The organism is Sphingomonas japonica (assembly GCF_006346325.1).
In the GTDB taxonomy this organism is placed as follows: Bacteria; Pseudomonadota; Alphaproteobacteria; order Sphingomonadales; family Sphingomonadaceae; genus Sphingomonas; species Sphingomonas japonica.
Window position 1 is genome coordinate 2,318,953 of sequence record NZ_VDYR01000001.1, and the last position, 13,949, is coordinate 2,332,901.

Genomic DNA, 13,949 nt, shown 5'->3' on the forward strand with positions numbered 1-13,949 from the left:
CACGTCGTCGCACGGCGGCGAAATTATTCGGGAGCTTCCTCGGCCGCTGCCGGATCCTGCGACGGCGCGCCGGGCGCCGGGGTCGCGACATTTTCCAGATCGCCGGTCTGCTGGCCGTCGGTGGCATTGGCGATCGCCGCGTCCTCCGAAGGCGTCGCCGCCGCATCGGCCGCAGGCGCGGCGGGAAGCGGCAGGTTCGAGCCCTGCGAATTGAGATACGCGATCACGTTGGCGCGCTCTTCCGGGTTCGACAGTCCGGCAAAGCTCATCTTGGTGCCGGGCGCGTATTTGCGCGGGCTGGTCAGCCACGCGCTCATCGATTCGAAGTCCCAGTTTCCGGCGATGCTCTTGATCGCGTCGGAATAGGCGAAGCCGGCGGCGTGGCCGTGCGGCTTGCCGAGCACGCCGTACAGGTTCGGGCCGATGCCGTTGGCGCCGCCCTGGTTGATCGAATGGCACGACGCGCATTTTGAGAACACTTTTTCGCCCGCGGCGGGATCGGCGCTGGCGAGCAGCGTCGCGATCGGCACTTCGGCGGCACCGCCCTCGCCTTCCTCGACCACGCCTTCGATCGGATAACCCATCTTCTCGGGGCGTTCGCTTTCGAACACCATGCCGCTCACGATCGAAAGTCCAAGGGCCGCGGCGCAGCCGGCCAGTGCCCAGCCTGCGATAGTGTTGGTGCGATTGTCCATGAAAGTGCCGATATCTCGCCAATAAGGGATTCGAGCAGTCCTTTAGGGGGCGTTTTGCTGCATCGCAAGCAGCGCCGGGCGCGCTTGCAACGAAGGCTCCGGCCCGATAAGCGCGCCGCTCCATGGACAATTTCGCCGCCCCCGCCCGTCCCATCGTGGCCCGGATGATCGCGGCGGCAGCCACCGAGCCGGCCCGCGCGGTGGCGTTCCAGGGCGCTCCCGGAGCGAACAGCCATGTCGCCGCGACCGAAGCATTTCCGCGCGGCCTGCCGCTGCCATGCTTCGATTTTGCTGATGCGATCGACGCGGTGCAGGCCGGCCGCGCCGATTGCGCGATCATACCGATCGAAAATTCGCTGCATGGCCGCGTCGCCGATATCCATTTCCTGCTGCCCGAATCCGGCCTGGTCATCACCGGCGAGCATTTCCTCGCCATCCGCCACGCGCTGATGGGATGCGGCGCGCGCGGCGACGTCCGGGAAGCGATGAGCCATCCCCAGGCGCTCGGCCAATGCCGCCACTGGCTGCGCGCGCACGCGATCCGCCCGGTCGCCTATCCCGACACGGCCGGTGCCGCGGCACTGGTCGCCGAGCGCGGCGATCCGGCTCTGGCCGCGCTCGCGCCGCCCGCCGCCGCCGCCTTGTACGGGCTCGCCCTGCTCGAAGAGGATGCGAGCGATCCCGGCACCAACATGACGCGCTTCGTCGTACTCGCGCGCGCCGCGTCCGCGCGGCCGCTGGACGGGCCGGTAATGACGACCCTGGTGTTCGAGGTGAAGAACGTTCCCGCCGCGCTGTACAAGGCGATGGGCGGGTTCGCGACCAATGGCGTCAACATGACCAAGCTTGAAAGCTATCAGCGCGGCGGCAGCTTTGCCGCTACCGAGTTCTTCGCGGATATCGAGGGGCAGCCCGGCGATCCCGCCGTCGATCGCGCGCTCGACGAACTGCGCTTCCATTCGAAATGGGTGCGGCTGCTCGGCAGCTACCGCCAGGCGCGCAAACGCGGATAATGGTGGGTTCGCGAGCCGCACCGGCCCGCCCCGTCGCTAATCGAGATTCCGGCGAAACGTCTCCGGCAGGAACAGCAGCCCGACGATCAGCGTCATCGCCGCCACCGTCACCGGATACCACAGGCCATAGGTGATATCGCCGGTCGCCGCGACCATCGCGAAGGCGACGGTGGGCAGGAAGCCGCCGAACCAGCCATTGCCGATATGATAGGGCAGCGACATCGACGTATAGCGGATGCGGCTGGGAAACAATTCGACCAGCAATGCCGCGATCGGGCCGTAAACCATCGTCACCAGCAGCACGAGCGCGGTCAGGATCGCCACCACCGTGACGCGGTCGATCTGCGCCGGGTCGGCGCGGGCGGGATAGCCGGCCGCCGCCAGGGCGGCACTCACATCGCCTTGGAACGCGGTGACAGCGGCCGCGCGCGGCGGGCCGCTCACCTGGCTCGGATCGGGCGCCGCGATCACCGTCGATCCGATCCGAATTTCCGCCAGCGTCCCCGGCGGCGCGGCGACATTGGCATAATCGAGCCCGCCTTTGGCGAGATAGGCCTTGGCGATGTCGCAGCTGGTCGCGTCGAAGCGGTTGCGCCCCACCGGGTCGAACTGGAACGAGCATTCGCCCGGGTCCGCCACGACAGTGATCGGCGCGGTCGCACTGGCGCGCGCCAGCGCCGGGTTGGCGGCACCGATCAGCGCGCCGAACAGCGGGAAATACAGCACCGCCGCCAGCGCACAGCCGGTGAGGATGATCGGCTTGCGCCCGATCCTGTCCGACAGCCAGCCGAAGAATACGAAAAACGGCGTGCCGATCGCCAGCGCGATGGCGATCAGGATATTGGCGGTCGCACCGTCGACGCGCATCGTCTTTTCCAGGAAAAACAGCGCGTAGAACTGCCCGGTATACCAGACCACCCCCTGCCCCGCGACTGCACCGAACAGCGCGATCAGGACCCATTTGGCGTTGCTCCAGCGCCCGAACGCTTCGGTGAGCGGAGCCTTGGACGTGGTGCCTTCGTCCTTCATCTTCTGAAACACCGGACTTTCCGCGAGCTGAAGCCGAATCCACAACGACACGCCGAGCAGCAGGATCGAGATCAGGAACGGCACGCGCCAGCCCCACGCCGCAAAGCTCTCCTCGCCCATCGCCGTGCGCAGGCCGATCACCACCAGCAGCGCCGCGAACAGCCCCATCGTCGCGGTGGTCTGGATCCAGCTGGTGTAGAAGCCGCGCTTGCCCGGCGGTGCATGCTCGGCGACGTAGGTCGCCGCCCCGCCATATTCGCCGCCCAGCGCCAGTCCCTGGATCAGCCGCAGCGCCACGAGGATGAACGGCGCCGCCACGCCGATCGACGCGTAGCTCGGCAGCAACCCGACCGCGAAGGTCGACAGGCCCATCAGCCCCATTGTTACCAGAAAGGTATTCTTGCGCCCGACCAGGTCGCCGATCCGCCCGAACACCAGCGCGCCGAACGGCCGCACCGCGAACCCCGCGGCAAAGGCGGCGAGCGCTAGGATAAAGCCGGTGGTTTCGTTGACGCCCGAAAAGAACTGCGCGGTGATGTACGTCGCGAGCAGGCCATAGAGGTAGAAATCATACCATTCGAAAACGGTGCCGAGCGACGACGCGGCGATGACCAGCCGCTGCCTGCCTGCCGCGGAATGCCCCATCGGCAACCCCTGTTGCGTCGCCGTCATCCCGCCCCCAATTCACCGATCATCTTGCGGTATCATCGCCGCATCGCGCCGCGACGTCGAGTGGGAAGTGGCGATGCTGTCAGTTGACGCGAACTCGTCCCCACACGATGCGGTTCGGTCCTTGCAGGCAGCGCCGTTGCATGAAGGTCTGGTGGTCGACGAGATGGCGTTCGAGGTTGATCCGAAGAGCGGCGGCGCCAACTGGTTCTGGACATTCTGACAGAGCCCCTCCCCGGATATGCCGTTGCCGCATCATCATGTCCCGGCCTTCGCCTGCTCCGCGTCCGCAGGTGCTGGAAGCGCGATCGGATCTGCGAAGCGCACGATCTGGTGCCGATCCTCGCCATCGACGATATGCAGGGCGAGCAGCGAGTCGGTCACATAGTCGGCATGGATTTCGCGGGGCGATCGGATCAGGTGATCCACGCCTTCGAGCGCAATCGACACCATGTCGCTCTTATGATCGTAGCTGATCCCCAGCAGCGGCAGCCATTCTGCCACGATCTGGTCCCCCAGATCGAGCGACGCCACTTCGATCTCGGCTCGCTTGCCGACCGGTCCGCGCGTGAAAACGCTGAAAAAGTCGTGCCAGCCGCGCCGATCAATGCGGTGAATCGCCATGTGAGCCTCCTTTGACAGGGTGATCGCATAGTGATGGAACGCTAGCGCCGCGCATGCCTTGACGAGCGTCAACGCGACCGGCCGATCCAGCGGGCGGGCAACCCGTAATTGGCGATCGCCGCGGCGCAGTTGCCGACACGGCCGAACATGCCTAGCCACAAGGCATGACTACGACTGAAATGGGCGGCGCATCGGGCGATCTGCCGCTGATCGACGAGCGTCTATGGGAACGCGTCGCGCGGGATTTCGATGAGATCGGCCCCGAGGCCTGCATGGCCGAGCTGCTCGACGAGCTGCTCGCGCACAATCCGCACTATCTCGAGATGGCCATGCGCAGCGCGCGGGATGTCGGCGATTCGGAACGCATTCTCTCGGGATTTGCAATGTTCTATCGCATCCTCTGGCTTAGCGCGCGCGAGCGCGGCCGTCCGCTGCCCCGCATCACGCCCGAAACGCGCGATGCGATCGCCGCGCTGGCGGGCGAGTGCGGCGAGGCGCAGTTCGTGCGGCTGGCTACCCAGACACTGCTCGATGAGAATCCCGGCCTGCTGCAGATGGCGGACAGCTTCGCCTCCCGGCATGACGATTATCTAGGGATCATGCAGGGTTTCGCGCTGCTTTATAAGAGCCTGTCGGCGCAGGCCGTGATCGATGGCTTGGGTGTGCTCGCGCAACGGCGTGCTCCCGATCGCAAGGGCCGCCCGGCGAAGTAGCGTCGGGCGGATTGCGGCCGGGGTCTCAGGGCGAGACAGGCTCATGCGGGCGATGATCGCCGCGCGCGACGCGTTCGGCATCGCGCAGGCGCAGCTTGTAGGCGACCGAAAGCAGTATCGATCCGGCCAGCCAGCCCTGGAATGCGATCATCCAGCTGAGCGTGAAGATGCCGATCTGCGGAAACAACAGCAGCAGCACGCCGAGCGCCAGCGAGATGCCACCCGCGGCGATCATCCAGCCCCGGCCGTGATCGCCCTTCAACCTAAAAGCGCCGACGATCGATGCGACCCCGCTCAACAATGCCCAGGCGGTGAGCAGGACCACGAAGGCAAGAATGGTCAGTCCGGGGTAAAAGACGGCCAGCACCGCGGTGGCCAAGGCGACGACGCCGTGCAGCGCCGACCATCCCCAACGCTCGTTCCGTCGCGCCCCGCGAACCGCCAGAATGATCGAGAAGACGGCGTCCACCGCGCAATAGACCGCGAATATCCCGGCGAGCACCAGCAGCGTGATGTCCGGCCAGAGCGCCGCCAGCGTCCCCAGCACGATCGCGCCGACACCGCGCAACGCCATCGCCCACCAGAGACCGGCGATGCGATCGTTACGCCTGCCCGGGTCGAGCATCCGGTAAAGGGCCGTAGCCATCTGCATTCTCCTTCATCCAATGGGCGATGCGCTGGTCAGTGCATCACGGTACGATCGTGATCCGGTTGTCGACATGGGACACGCCCGGCGCCCGCCAGGCGGCGCGTTCGGCTTCCTTCCGTTCCGCCCAGGACCGCACGGTCCCGCGCAGGATGACGTCGCCGCCGCTGGCCTCGACCGTGATCCGCTGCGCGTCGAGTGTGGCGGCGCGCTTCAGCGCGTCTTCGATCTTCCCCTTGACTTCGGTCGGGGACACGAGCGGCTTCACCTTGATCGAGTTGATGACGCCCTTGAGCCCCTTGATCCGGCGCACGGCGTCCTCCGCGCGCTGGCTCTGGAACTTCCAGTCGACACTGCCCTCCAGCGTGATCCAGCCGTTGCGGGCGGTCACCTTGATGTGCTGCGACGAATAGGGAAGCTCGCGTGCCAGCGCCTCGACGGCGTCGCGGGCGATTTCGGGGTCGGCACGCTCGTTGAGCGACGGCAGCTTGACCTCGATATCGTTGGCGACGCCGCGAACGCCCTTCACTTTCTTGGCGGCGCGCTCGGCTTCATATTTCTGGCTGTAGCTGCGAACGAAGCCGGTCAGGGTGACGACGCCGTCCTTGACCGAAACGCCGATGTCTGTTGCGTCGATATCCGGATCCCATTTGAGTTCGGCTTCCACGTCGCGCTTGATGTCACCGTCGGTTGCCATGGTACGTCTCCTTCAGAGGGTAGAAGGTCATGGCGTATCCCTCGTTTGCGGACCTTGCCTTGACGATCGTCAGGCGATGCGTTGCGCGACAAAGAAAAGGGCTCTCCGGTCTGCACCGGAGAGCCCGGCTTCGCGCGGGAGCACGATCGGCCCTGATGGTCGCCGGCCAGATGTCAGCTGCCCGGAACCTCCTCGAACTCGGCATCGACCACGCCGTCTTCGGGTGGGTGTTGCGGTGACGGCTCGGCGGCGGGCTGGTCTAGCGTCAGGGCGAGCTGCATCAGCGTAGTGGTCTTGGCCTCGAGGTCCGCCGGCGAATCTCCAGCGAGCGCGGTGCGGACATCGGCCACTGCCTGTTCGACCGCGGCGCGTGCCGCCTGCTCGCCGTTGCCGGTTGCAAGCGTACGCTCGACGCTCGCGATCGCGCTCTCCGCTTGGTTGCGCGCTTCGACCAGGGCGCGGCGCTTGCGGTCTTCCTCGGCATGCTGCTGCGCTTCCCTGACCATGCGTTCGATGTCCGCCTGGCTGAGTCCGCCCGACGCCTGGATGCGGATCTGCTGCTCCTTGCCGGTGCCCTTGTCCTTGGCACTGACGTTGACGATGCCGTTGGCGTCGATGTCGAACGTCACGTCGATCTGCGGCTCGCCGCGCGGCGCCGGCGGGATGCCGACCAGGTCGAACTGACCGAGCAGCTTGTTGTCCGCCGCCATTTCGCGTTCGCCCTGAAAGACACGGATGGTCACCGCCTGCTGATTGTCGTCGGCGGTCGAATAAGTCTGCGACTTCTTCGTCGGGATCGTGGTGTTGCGATCGATCATGCGCGTGAACACGCCTCCCAGCGTCTCGATGCCGAGGCTCAGCGGCGTCACGTCGAGCAGCAGCACGTCCTCGACGTCGCCCTGCAGCACGCCTGCCTGGATCGCGGCGCCGATCGCTACGACCTCGTCCGGGTTCACGCCCTTGCTCGGTTCGCGATCGAAAGTATGCTGTACGCTTTGCTGGACCCTAGGCATGCGCGTCATGCCGCCGACGAGCACCACCTCCTCGATATCGGCAGCCTTGAGCTTGGCGTCGTCCATGGCCGCCTTGCACGGTGGCTCGGTGCGCCGGACGAGATCGTCGACCAGTTCCTCGAGCTTGGCGCGATTGAGGGGGATGTCTAGGTGGCGCGGCCCGGTCGCATCGGCGGTGACGAAGGGCAGGTTGATCCTGGTCTCCAGCGTCGAGGAGAGCTCGACCTTGGCCTTTTCGGCCGCTTCGCGCAGCCGCTGCAGGGCCAGCCGGTCTTGTCGCAGGTCAATGCCGTCGGAGTTCTTGAACGTGTCGGCGAGCCAGTCGACGATGCGCTTGTCGAAATCCTCACCACCCAGAAAGGTGTCGCCATTGGTGGCCTTCACCTCGAACACGCCGTCGCCGATCTCGAGGATCGATACGTCGAAGGTGCCGCCGCCCAAGTCATAGACCGCGATCTGTCCTTCCCCCTTCTTCTCCAGCCCGTAGGCGAGCGCCGCTGCGGTCGGCTCGTTGATGATGCGCAGCACCTCAAGGCCAGCAATCTTGCCGGCGTCCTTGGTCGCCTGGCGCTGGCCATCGTTGAAATAGGCGGGGACGGTGATGACCGCCTGGGTAACTGTCTCGCCCAGATAGGCCTCGGCGGTTTCTTTCATTTTGGTCAGGACAAAGGCCGATATCTGCGCGGGCGAATAGGTCTTGCCCTGAGCCTCGACCCAAGCATCGCCGTTCTTGCCCTTGACGATCTTGTAGGGGACGAGCGCCTTGTCCTTGGCAACGACCGGATCGTCATAGCGGCGACCGATCAGCCGCTTGATCGCATAGATGGTGTTCTCCGGATTGGTGACCGCCTGGCGCTTGGCCGGTTGGCCGACGAGGATCTCGCCATTCTTGCCGAAAGCGACCACCGACGGCGTCGTGCGCCCGCCTTCGGCATTCTCGATCACGGTCGCCTTGCCGCCGTCGATCACCGCCACGCAGCTGTTGGTTGTGCCGAGGTCGATGCCGATCACCTTGCCTGCCATGTTCGCCTCCTGTTGCGCGGACTTCGGGAGGCAGGGTCAGGCAAAGTGGTTCGCGGTGCGTTGACGATCGTCAACGCCGACGCGTGAGCATCCTCCTAGGGTTTTGCAGGGCCAGCGCCGCTCCACAACTCAAGGAGATTTCTCACATGTCCGCCATTCAGCAGCCCGCCGCGGCGCGCTTCGGTCAGCCGCGATCACTCCGCCTAAATGTCGGCATAGCGCTGATGGGCCTGAGCCTGACAGCGCCGGGCTGCTCGCCGCAGGGTGACCCTGTCGACAACGCGCAGAACGTCGCGGCGCCCGCCGCCAATAGTGCCGATGCGACCCCCCGCGTGACGACACTCGACAACCGTGTCGGCAACCAGATCGCCGACAAGCGGCGTACGCTCATCGCCGACGCCATTTCAGCGCTCCAGGAAAGCTATACCGCCCTCGATCTGATGGCAGCGGGCAATGCCGATAAAGCCGTCGCGGCTCTCGCGCGTGCGACCGGCAAGCTCGATATCGTCCTCGCGGCGGATCCCGAACTCGCGCTCGCGCCGGTCGATGTCCGCGTCGCGACGCATGACGTCATCGCGACGCCGGCCGACGTCAAGCAGCTGCGCGACCAAGCCGAGGCAGCGCTGGACGATGGGCGGCTCCAGGATGCGCGGCGTCTGATCGCCGGAATGGCGAGCGAGCTTGTGATCAGCACCGTCAACATTCCGCTCGCGAGCTATCCGGCCGCAATCAAGCAGGCGGCCGCGCTGATCCACGCCGACCGCACCGCGCAAGCCCGAGCCATGCTCGAAACCGCATTGGCGACGCTGGTCGTCCAGGATACCATTATCCCGCTGCCGCTCGCCAGGGCGGAAGCGCTACTCGCGCTGGCGCAGCCGCTCGCAGAAAAGGCGCAGCGCAACGCCGACGAAACGGCGCGACTGCAACGCCTGCTCGCCGACGCACGGCTTCAGATCGAACTGGCACAGTCGCTCGGCTATGCCACCCGGGACGATCTCGACGCGCTTTCGGACGAGCTCAAGGTCATCGAAGACAAGACCCAGAGCGCAGGGAGCGGGCCGCGCCTGTTCGATCGGATCAAGGCGTTGTTCTCCCAGGCGAGCCGTCAGGCGAACACGCCTCCGCAGCCCTGATCGACCGGCACTGCATCGCTATCGCGATGGTGCGTGGCGGCCTTCCGACTGCTGCAGATTATGCCAGCGTTCGAAGCGGCGGTCGGGCATCAACCAGGTGACGGAAACCGCGATGTAGAGCGAAATGGACAGCCAGGGCGACACGAATGCCGCGGGGATGCCAAGTCCGTAAAGCGCGAAACTGATCCACTCCTTCTCGCGCGCACCGACCACTGCCCGGATGCGCGACTGCGTGCCTTCCGCCAGGATCAGCTCGCGTTCGAGCAGGATATAGCCAAAGGCCGCCATCACGGTCACCACGCCATAGGCGGCGACTGGCTGGGCCGTAACGCCCGCAAGGCCGATCCACCGGATCACGAAGGGCATCAGCGTGAGCCAGAACAGCAGGAACAGATTGGCCCAGAGCGCCCGCCCGTTCACCCGGCTGGCAGTCGCCAGCATGTGATGATGGTTGATCCAGAAGATGGCGATGTTGACGTAGGCGAGTGCATAGGTGGCAAGCAACGGAACGGCGGGCTTGATCGCCTGCCAGCTGTCGGTATCCGGAACATGCAGATCGATCACCATGATCGTTATCGCAATCGCCACCACCCCATCGGTGAAAGCCATCAGGCGGTCGGTCTTCATGGCGGCACCTCGATAACATCAAGCTGCCAATCTGGTCAGTCGCCCACGGACCCGCATTGACGGTCGTCAACCGGGCTGCACGTCACCGCGTCCGGGCAACGCCGATCTCATGTGCTGTCGCATACACGGTCATCTGAAGCGCCGCCCTGACTGCTCAACGAACGGGGAATATTGACGGCCATCAACGCGGCAACCGGGGACGCCGGGCACGATGCTAGGAACGAGGTGGAGACCAGACATGACGACCATGTTCGATGCCGCGCGCGCGGTGCCACATGAGTGACATCCTGCAACCGGGCGCATCGGCCCCCGACTTCACCGGCGTCGTCACGCCGGACCAGACGCTTTCGCTCAGCGACTTTCGTGGCCGCCGCGTCATCCTCGCCTTCTATCCCGCCGACTGGAGTCCCGTGTGCGGCGATCAGATGAGCCTGTACAACGCGGTGCTCCCGGAATTCCGCAAGCATGGCGCGGAGCTGCTCGGTATCTCGGTCGATGGCGCGTGGTGTCACCAGGCCTATGCCAAGGCGAACCAGTTGCACTTCCCGCTGATCGCCGATTTCCATCCCAAGGGCGCGATCGCCAGCGCGTTCGGGGCCTATCGCGAGGGCGAAGGCGTGGCCGAGCGCGCGCTCTTCCTGATCGACGAGTCCGGTCGCATCGTCTGGAGCTATCGCTCACCGATCGCGGTCAATCCCGGCGCGGACGGAATACTCGACGCACTCGAGCGGATGCCGAACAAGGAGACGGCCAATGTCTGAACTGCGGTTCCCGGTCAGCGACCAGGATCATTCCATCGGGCCATCGAATGCGCCGGTAACGCTGGTCGAATATGGCGATTACCAGTGCCCGCATTGCCAGGCGGCCTGGCCGCACGTCGAGCAGGTGCTGCGACATTTCGGGCGCAATCTGCGCTATGCGTATCGGCACTTCCCGATCTGGACAGCGCATCCGCTGGCCAAACCCGCCGCGGAAACCGCCGAATTCGCCGGTGCCCGCCAGCTGTTCTGGGAAATGCATTCGGCAATCTTCGCCAACTCGCATCGTCTGTCTCGCGCCACGCTCGTCACCCTTGCCGCACGGGAAGGACTGGATCCGAACGAATTGGCGGCGGCGCTGGATCAGCATGAGTACGCCCCGAAGGTGGACGCGGATTTTCTGAGCGGCGTTCGCAGCGGCGTGAACGGCACGCCGTGCTTCTTCATCAACGGCGTGCGGCACAACGGCACGTACGATGCGGTGTCGCTTTCGACCGCGATCGAGCGGACGGGAAGTGGTACAGCCGCCCATGTGATGAGGATGCCGGTCGCATGATGGCCAGCCATCGGTGCTGTCAGTCTAATGCGAACTCGTGTCCACACGATGCAGTTCGGTCTTTGGTCGAACTTTTTTCTCGTCGTCAGAACGGCAGGTGCCTGTTCTCTATCCGGTCGTTAGCTCAGCGGCCGATCTCCTGGCGAGCTCGGCGACCCAGTTCGTTCATTGCCGCGCCGTAGCTGCGCAGGCCATCGGTAGTGATGGCTTCCGGGCCGCCGTGGCCGCTTAAGCGTCTTCCTCATAAAGCGCAGCGCTGCGTCCTTGTCGCGGGTCCTGGTGATGTAGCTTTCGAGGATTTCTCCTTCCCGGTCGACCGCTCGCCACAGGTAGACCATCTCGCCATTGAGGTTGGCTGGTCGCGACCGTTCGCATCAATCCGCCGCAGAGAACCGGTCGCGAACCCGGTCGCAATGCCAAGAACCCAGAATTATCGTGGGGTACAAGGCTTTTGGCGGAGCGGGTGGGATTCGAACCCACGATACGCTTTTGACGTATACTCACTTTCCAGGCGAGCGCCTTCGACCACTCGGCCACCGCTCCGCATGCTCTGGACGGGACCGGCGCGTAGCCGAGCCGAGGGGGTTCCGCAAGCATGCGGTCGTTGCGCGCCCTGCCCGCTTCGTGCCACCATCGCTGGATGGTCATGATCGCTTTCGCCGCGCTGCTGGCGGCCCAGTCCGGACAGGCAGCCGCCGCACCCGCCCCTCCTCCCGCAGCGTCCGATCCGGTCGCGGGGGACTGGCGAGAGATTCCGGGCGATGAGCTGCTGGTGATGACGCTGGCCGACGGCCGCACCGTGGTGATCCGGCTCGCCGCGCGGTTTGCGCCCGAGCATGTCGCCAATATCCGCGCGCTGGCCCGCGCCGGGTGGTGGGATGGCGAGAGCGTCTACCGCGTCCAGGAAAACTGGGTCGCGCAATGGGGGGACCCGACCGAGAAGAAGCCGCTGCCGCCCGGCATCGTCCCCTCGCCGGTGCCCGAGTTCGAGATCGCCGCGTTCGAGCCGGCGCAGCGCCTCGCCAGGCCCGACGCCTATTCGGCCGCATCGGGAATCACTGCCGATGGCTGGCCGATCGCCACCGACGGCAGGGCGGCATGGCTGACGCATTGCTATGGTTCGGTGGGAGTCGCGCGCGATGCGCTGCCCAATACCGGCAGCGGGGCCGAGTTGTTCACCCCGATCGGCCAGTCGGCGCGGCGGCTCGATCGCAACTATACCGTCGTCGGGCGCATCGTCGAAGGGATGCAGCATCTGTCGAGCCTGAGGCGCAGCGATGCGGCGATGGGCATGTATGCGACCGCCGGCGAGCGCACACCGATCGTTTCGGTGGCGCTGGCGAGCGACCTTCCGGATACGGATCGCCCGCGTTTCGAGGTTCGCACCGCCGACAACCCACGCTTTGCGGCGTATCTGGCCCAGCGGGCGAATCCCGAAGCGCCGACGGTCGCGGTCGGGGTCAATGTCTGCGACCTGCCGCCGCAGGTTCGGCGCAGGCCTTAGGTCGCGCTGCACTCGATCGGAGCGTCACCGGGCAGCCGGATCGTCGCATCGCTACCCTTGCCGCGCAATTCCGCGCCATCGCCGCGATACCAGATGCCCGACGCGGCGCGTTGCTGCGCGAGCACGCCGATGCGCTGGCCGCCTTGCGTCAGCGTCACAGTCCCGGCCCGGTTGTCGAACGCGGCGTCGATGCGCGAGCCATCGGCGCAGGCGTAGCGCGCTGCCGTGGCTTCGAGTGGCGGCGCGGCCTGCGCGCGGACGTCGCCGAAATCGACCGAACGGATGCGCCAGCGGGCCACGCCGTCACTGTCGCCTGCCCGGCTGAGCGTCACCCGGCCCAGCACCGGATCGGCATCGGCATCGGCTACGGTGGCGCGAAACGGTACCGAGACCCTGCGTTCGTCAGCACCGACCGCGATCGGGCCGGGCTCGCCGACGTCGACCGCGAAACTGCCGAGTCCGGCAAAGCGGCGCGCTGCGACATCGGCGGCGGCGGCATCGCCGTCCCACGCGATCAGCGCGCCGACCGCGTCGCCGGTGCGCACCTGATCGAGATAGCCGCGCGCCACCTCCGCGGCTGCGCGGGCCGTTCCGGGAGCAGCATCGCGTTCGGGAGGGGGTTGCGAAGCGTCGGTGTCCGTGGCGACGGCCGGCTCGCCGGATGCATCGTCCGCGGGTTCGGGCAGACCGATCGTGGCGGTGTCGCCGCGATCGGGCGGGTCGTCGCTGCCGCATCCGGCGAGCAGCACAGCGGCAAGGGCAATCGGGATGGTGCGCATGGCGTCCTCACAGCGAAACGGCGGGACGCTTGTGCTGCGTCCCGCCGCGTCGGGCAAGGTCAGGGCTCGACCGCCTGTTCGTCGGCGTCGTCGAGATCCTCGTCATCGGCGAGGTCGTCGTCCTCGAACGCTTCCTGAAGCTCGTCTTCCTCGACATCTTCGTCGTCCTGATCGGCGTCGTCGTCCTCTTCGCCCAGATCATCGTCCGACATCGCGAGCATATCTTCGTCCTCATCGTCGTCATCGCCCAGGTCGGGGGCGAGATCGGTGAGGAGGGTGCCGTCGGTCGGCCCGTCGCGCGTTACTTCGAGGATCTCGGCGCGCTGGCTCTCGTCATAGCCTTCTTCGTTGAACCCGTCGTCATTGGGGCCCTGTTCGGGCACTTGATGGCCGCCCATGTCATCCTCACAACTAGTGGACGGCACCATCGCCGCCTGCCGGTCCGAACGGCGCAGGCGCGCCGCCGTTCC

The 13,949-nt window shown here is 66.0% G+C and carries 17 protein-coding genes and 1 tRNA gene; 7 read left to right on the forward strand and 11 right to left on the reverse strand.

The window, feature by feature from the left end:
- Nucleotides 1–23: 23 nt before the first annotated feature.
- Nucleotides 24–695 (reverse strand): c-type cytochrome, encoded by a 672-nt coding sequence (locus tag FHY50_RS11410; protein WP_140230834.1) that lies wholly within the window; start codon nt 693–695, stop codon nt 24–26.
- Between the two features lie 122 nt (nt 696–817).
- On the opposite strand from FHY50_RS11410, the gene FHY50_RS11415 reads away from it, so the two are divergent.
- Nucleotides 818–1,708, forward strand: a complete 891-nt coding sequence (locus FHY50_RS11415; protein WP_140230835.1) for a prephenate dehydratase — start codon at nt 818–820, stop codon at nt 1,706–1,708.
- A 36-nt stretch (nt 1,709–1,744) separates the two neighbouring features.
- Here FHY50_RS11415 and FHY50_RS11420 read toward each other — a convergent pair whose 3' ends face one another.
- A complete protein-coding gene (locus FHY50_RS11420) occupies nt 1,745–3,409 on the reverse strand; it encodes an MFS transporter (RefSeq protein ID WP_140230836.1) in 1,665 nt (554 codons plus the stop codon).
- A gap of 73 nt (nt 3,410–3,482) precedes the next feature.
- Between FHY50_RS11420 and FHY50_RS14240 the strand changes: the two genes are divergently transcribed.
- Nucleotides 3,483–3,629 carry a hypothetical protein gene (locus tag FHY50_RS14240; protein ID WP_166745434.1) on the forward strand — a complete coding sequence of 49 codons (147 nt, stop codon included), beginning with the start codon at nt 3,483–3,485 and terminating at the stop codon, nt 3,627–3,629.
- Between the two features lie 35 nt (nt 3,630–3,664).
- Here the strand turns inward: FHY50_RS14240 and FHY50_RS11425 are convergent, their stop codons facing one another.
- Entirely contained in the window at nt 3,665–4,030 is a 366-nt protein-coding gene (locus tag FHY50_RS11425) for a DUF5335 family protein (RefSeq protein ID WP_140230837.1), read from the reverse strand.
- 164 nt (nt 4,031–4,194) lie between these two features.
- Between FHY50_RS11425 and FHY50_RS11430 the strand changes: the two genes are divergently transcribed.
- Nucleotides 4,195–4,743, forward strand: a complete 549-nt coding sequence (locus FHY50_RS11430; protein ID WP_140230838.1) for a hypothetical protein — start codon at nt 4,195–4,197, stop codon at nt 4,741–4,743.
- A gap of 25 nt (nt 4,744–4,768) precedes the next feature.
- Here the strand turns inward: FHY50_RS11430 and FHY50_RS11435 are convergent, their stop codons facing one another.
- The 3 genes from FHY50_RS11435 to dnaK all read right to left on the reverse strand — a co-directional run bounded on the left by FHY50_RS11435 (nt 4,769) and on the right by dnaK (nt 8,122).
- On the reverse strand, nt 4,769–5,389 hold the full coding sequence (locus FHY50_RS11435; RefSeq protein ID WP_166745435.1) for an HdeD family acid-resistance protein: 621 nt from the start codon (nt 5,387–5,389) through the stop codon (nt 4,769–4,771).
- Between the two features lie 43 nt (nt 5,390–5,432).
- Nucleotides 5,433–6,086, reverse strand: a complete 654-nt coding sequence (locus FHY50_RS11440; RefSeq protein WP_140230840.1) for a BON domain-containing protein — start codon at nt 6,084–6,086, stop codon at nt 5,433–5,435.
- Between the two features lie 173 nt (nt 6,087–6,259).
- On the reverse strand, nt 6,260–8,122 hold the full coding sequence (gene dnaK, locus FHY50_RS11445) for a molecular chaperone DnaK (RefSeq protein ID WP_140230841.1): 1,863 nt from the start codon (nt 8,120–8,122) through the stop codon (nt 6,260–6,262).
- Between the two features lie 146 nt (nt 8,123–8,268).
- Here dnaK and FHY50_RS11450 point away from each other — a divergent pair, with 146 nt between their 5' ends.
- Complete coding sequence (locus FHY50_RS11450; RefSeq protein ID WP_140230842.1) at nt 8,269–9,255, forward strand: YfdX family protein; 987 nt, start codon at nt 8,269–8,271, stop codon at nt 9,253–9,255.
- 18 nt (nt 9,256–9,273) lie between these two features.
- On the opposite strand, the gene FHY50_RS11455 is transcribed toward FHY50_RS11450, so the two are convergent.
- Nucleotides 9,274–9,882 (reverse strand): TMEM175 family protein, encoded by a 609-nt coding sequence (locus FHY50_RS11455; protein WP_140230843.1) that lies wholly within the window; start codon nt 9,880–9,882, stop codon nt 9,274–9,276.
- A gap of 275 nt (nt 9,883–10,157) precedes the next feature.
- Between FHY50_RS11455 and FHY50_RS11460 the strand changes: the two genes are divergently transcribed.
- Nucleotides 10,158–10,643, forward strand: a complete 486-nt coding sequence (locus FHY50_RS11460; protein ID WP_140230844.1) for a redoxin domain-containing protein — start codon at nt 10,158–10,160, stop codon at nt 10,641–10,643.
- Nucleotides 10,636–11,196 (forward strand): DsbA family protein, encoded by a 561-nt coding sequence (locus FHY50_RS11465; RefSeq protein WP_140230845.1) that lies wholly within the window; start codon nt 10,636–10,638, stop codon nt 11,194–11,196. Before FHY50_RS11460 ends, FHY50_RS11465 begins: the two co-directional genes overlap by 8 nt.
- 119 nt (nt 11,197–11,315) lie before the next feature.
- On the opposite strand, the gene FHY50_RS11470 is transcribed toward FHY50_RS11465, so the two are convergent.
- Nucleotides 11,316–11,534: a DDE-type integrase/transposase/recombinase gene (locus tag FHY50_RS11470; RefSeq protein ID WP_140230846.1), complete on the reverse strand. Its 219-nt coding sequence runs from the start codon at nt 11,532–11,534 to the stop codon at nt 11,316–11,318.
- 114 nt (nt 11,535–11,648) lie between these two features.
- Nucleotides 11,649–11,739: transfer RNA gene (locus tag FHY50_RS11475), tRNA-Ser, on the reverse strand.
- Nucleotides 11,740–11,842: 103 nt separating this feature from the next.
- Between FHY50_RS11475 and FHY50_RS11480 the strand changes: the two genes are divergently transcribed.
- A complete protein-coding gene (locus FHY50_RS11480; RefSeq protein WP_140230847.1) occupies nt 11,843–12,700 on the forward strand; it encodes a peptidylprolyl isomerase in 858 nt (285 codons plus the stop codon).
- Here FHY50_RS11480 and FHY50_RS11485 read toward each other — a convergent pair.
- Nucleotides 12,697–13,479, reverse strand: coding sequence for an MliC family protein (locus FHY50_RS11485; RefSeq protein ID WP_140230848.1), 783 nt, complete (start codon nt 13,477–13,479; stop codon nt 12,697–12,699). The genes FHY50_RS11480 and FHY50_RS11485 overlap by 4 nt on opposite strands.
- 59 nt (nt 13,480–13,538) lie before the next feature.
- Complete coding sequence (locus tag FHY50_RS11490) at nt 13,539–13,877, reverse strand: DNA primase (RefSeq protein ID WP_180345116.1); 339 nt, start codon at nt 13,875–13,877, stop codon at nt 13,539–13,541.
- Nucleotides 13,878–13,949: the final 72 nt, after the last annotated feature.

Bases quoted from the DNA above. Each gene is read 5' to 3' on its own strand.
- FHY50_RS11410 (WP_140230834.1), bottom strand. From the start codon at position 695: ATGGACAATCGCACCAACACTATCGCAGGCTGGGCACTGGCCGGCTGC.
- FHY50_RS11415 (WP_140230835.1), top strand. From the start codon at position 818: ATGGACAATTTCGCCGCCCCCGCCCGTCCCATCGTGGCCCGGATGATC.
- FHY50_RS11420 (WP_140230836.1), bottom strand. From the start codon at position 3,409: ATGACGGCGACGCAACAGGGGTTGCCGATGGGGCATTCCGCGGCAGGC.
- FHY50_RS14240 (WP_166745434.1), top strand. From the start codon at position 3,483: ATGCTGTCAGTTGACGCGAACTCGTCCCCACACGATGCGGTTCGGTCC.
- FHY50_RS11425 (WP_140230837.1), bottom strand. From the start codon at position 4,030: ATGGCGATTCACCGCATTGATCGGCGCGGCTGGCACGACTTTTTCAGC.
- FHY50_RS11430 (WP_140230838.1), top strand. From the start codon at position 4,195: ATGACTACGACTGAAATGGGCGGCGCATCGGGCGATCTGCCGCTGATC.
- FHY50_RS11435 (WP_166745435.1), bottom strand. From the start codon at position 5,389: ATGGCTACGGCCCTTTACCGGATGCTCGACCCGGGCAGGCGTAACGAT.
- FHY50_RS11440 (WP_140230840.1), bottom strand. From the start codon at position 6,086: ATGGCAACCGACGGTGACATCAAGCGCGACGTGGAAGCCGAACTCAAA.
- dnaK (WP_140230841.1), bottom strand. From the start codon at position 8,122: ATGGCAGGCAAGGTGATCGGCATCGACCTCGGCACAACCAACAGCTGC.
- FHY50_RS11450 (WP_140230842.1), top strand. From the start codon at position 8,269: ATGTCCGCCATTCAGCAGCCCGCCGCGGCGCGCTTCGGTCAGCCGCGA.
- FHY50_RS11455 (WP_140230843.1), bottom strand. From the start codon at position 9,882: ATGAAGACCGACCGCCTGATGGCTTTCACCGATGGGGTGGTGGCGATT.
- FHY50_RS11460 (WP_140230844.1), top strand. From the start codon at position 10,158: ATGAGTGACATCCTGCAACCGGGCGCATCGGCCCCCGACTTCACCGGC.
- FHY50_RS11465 (WP_140230845.1), top strand. From the start codon at position 10,636: ATGTCTGAACTGCGGTTCCCGGTCAGCGACCAGGATCATTCCATCGGG.
- FHY50_RS11470 (WP_140230846.1), bottom strand. From the start codon at position 11,534: ATGGTCTACCTGTGGCGAGCGGTCGACCGGGAAGGAGAAATCCTCGAA.
- FHY50_RS11480 (WP_140230847.1), top strand. From the start codon at position 11,843: ATGATCGCTTTCGCCGCGCTGCTGGCGGCCCAGTCCGGACAGGCAGCC.
- FHY50_RS11485 (WP_140230848.1), bottom strand. From the start codon at position 13,479: ATGCGCACCATCCCGATTGCCCTTGCCGCTGTGCTGCTCGCCGGATGC.
- FHY50_RS11490 (WP_180345116.1), bottom strand. From the start codon at position 13,877: ATGGGCGGCCATCAAGTGCCCGAACAGGGCCCCAATGACGACGGGTTC.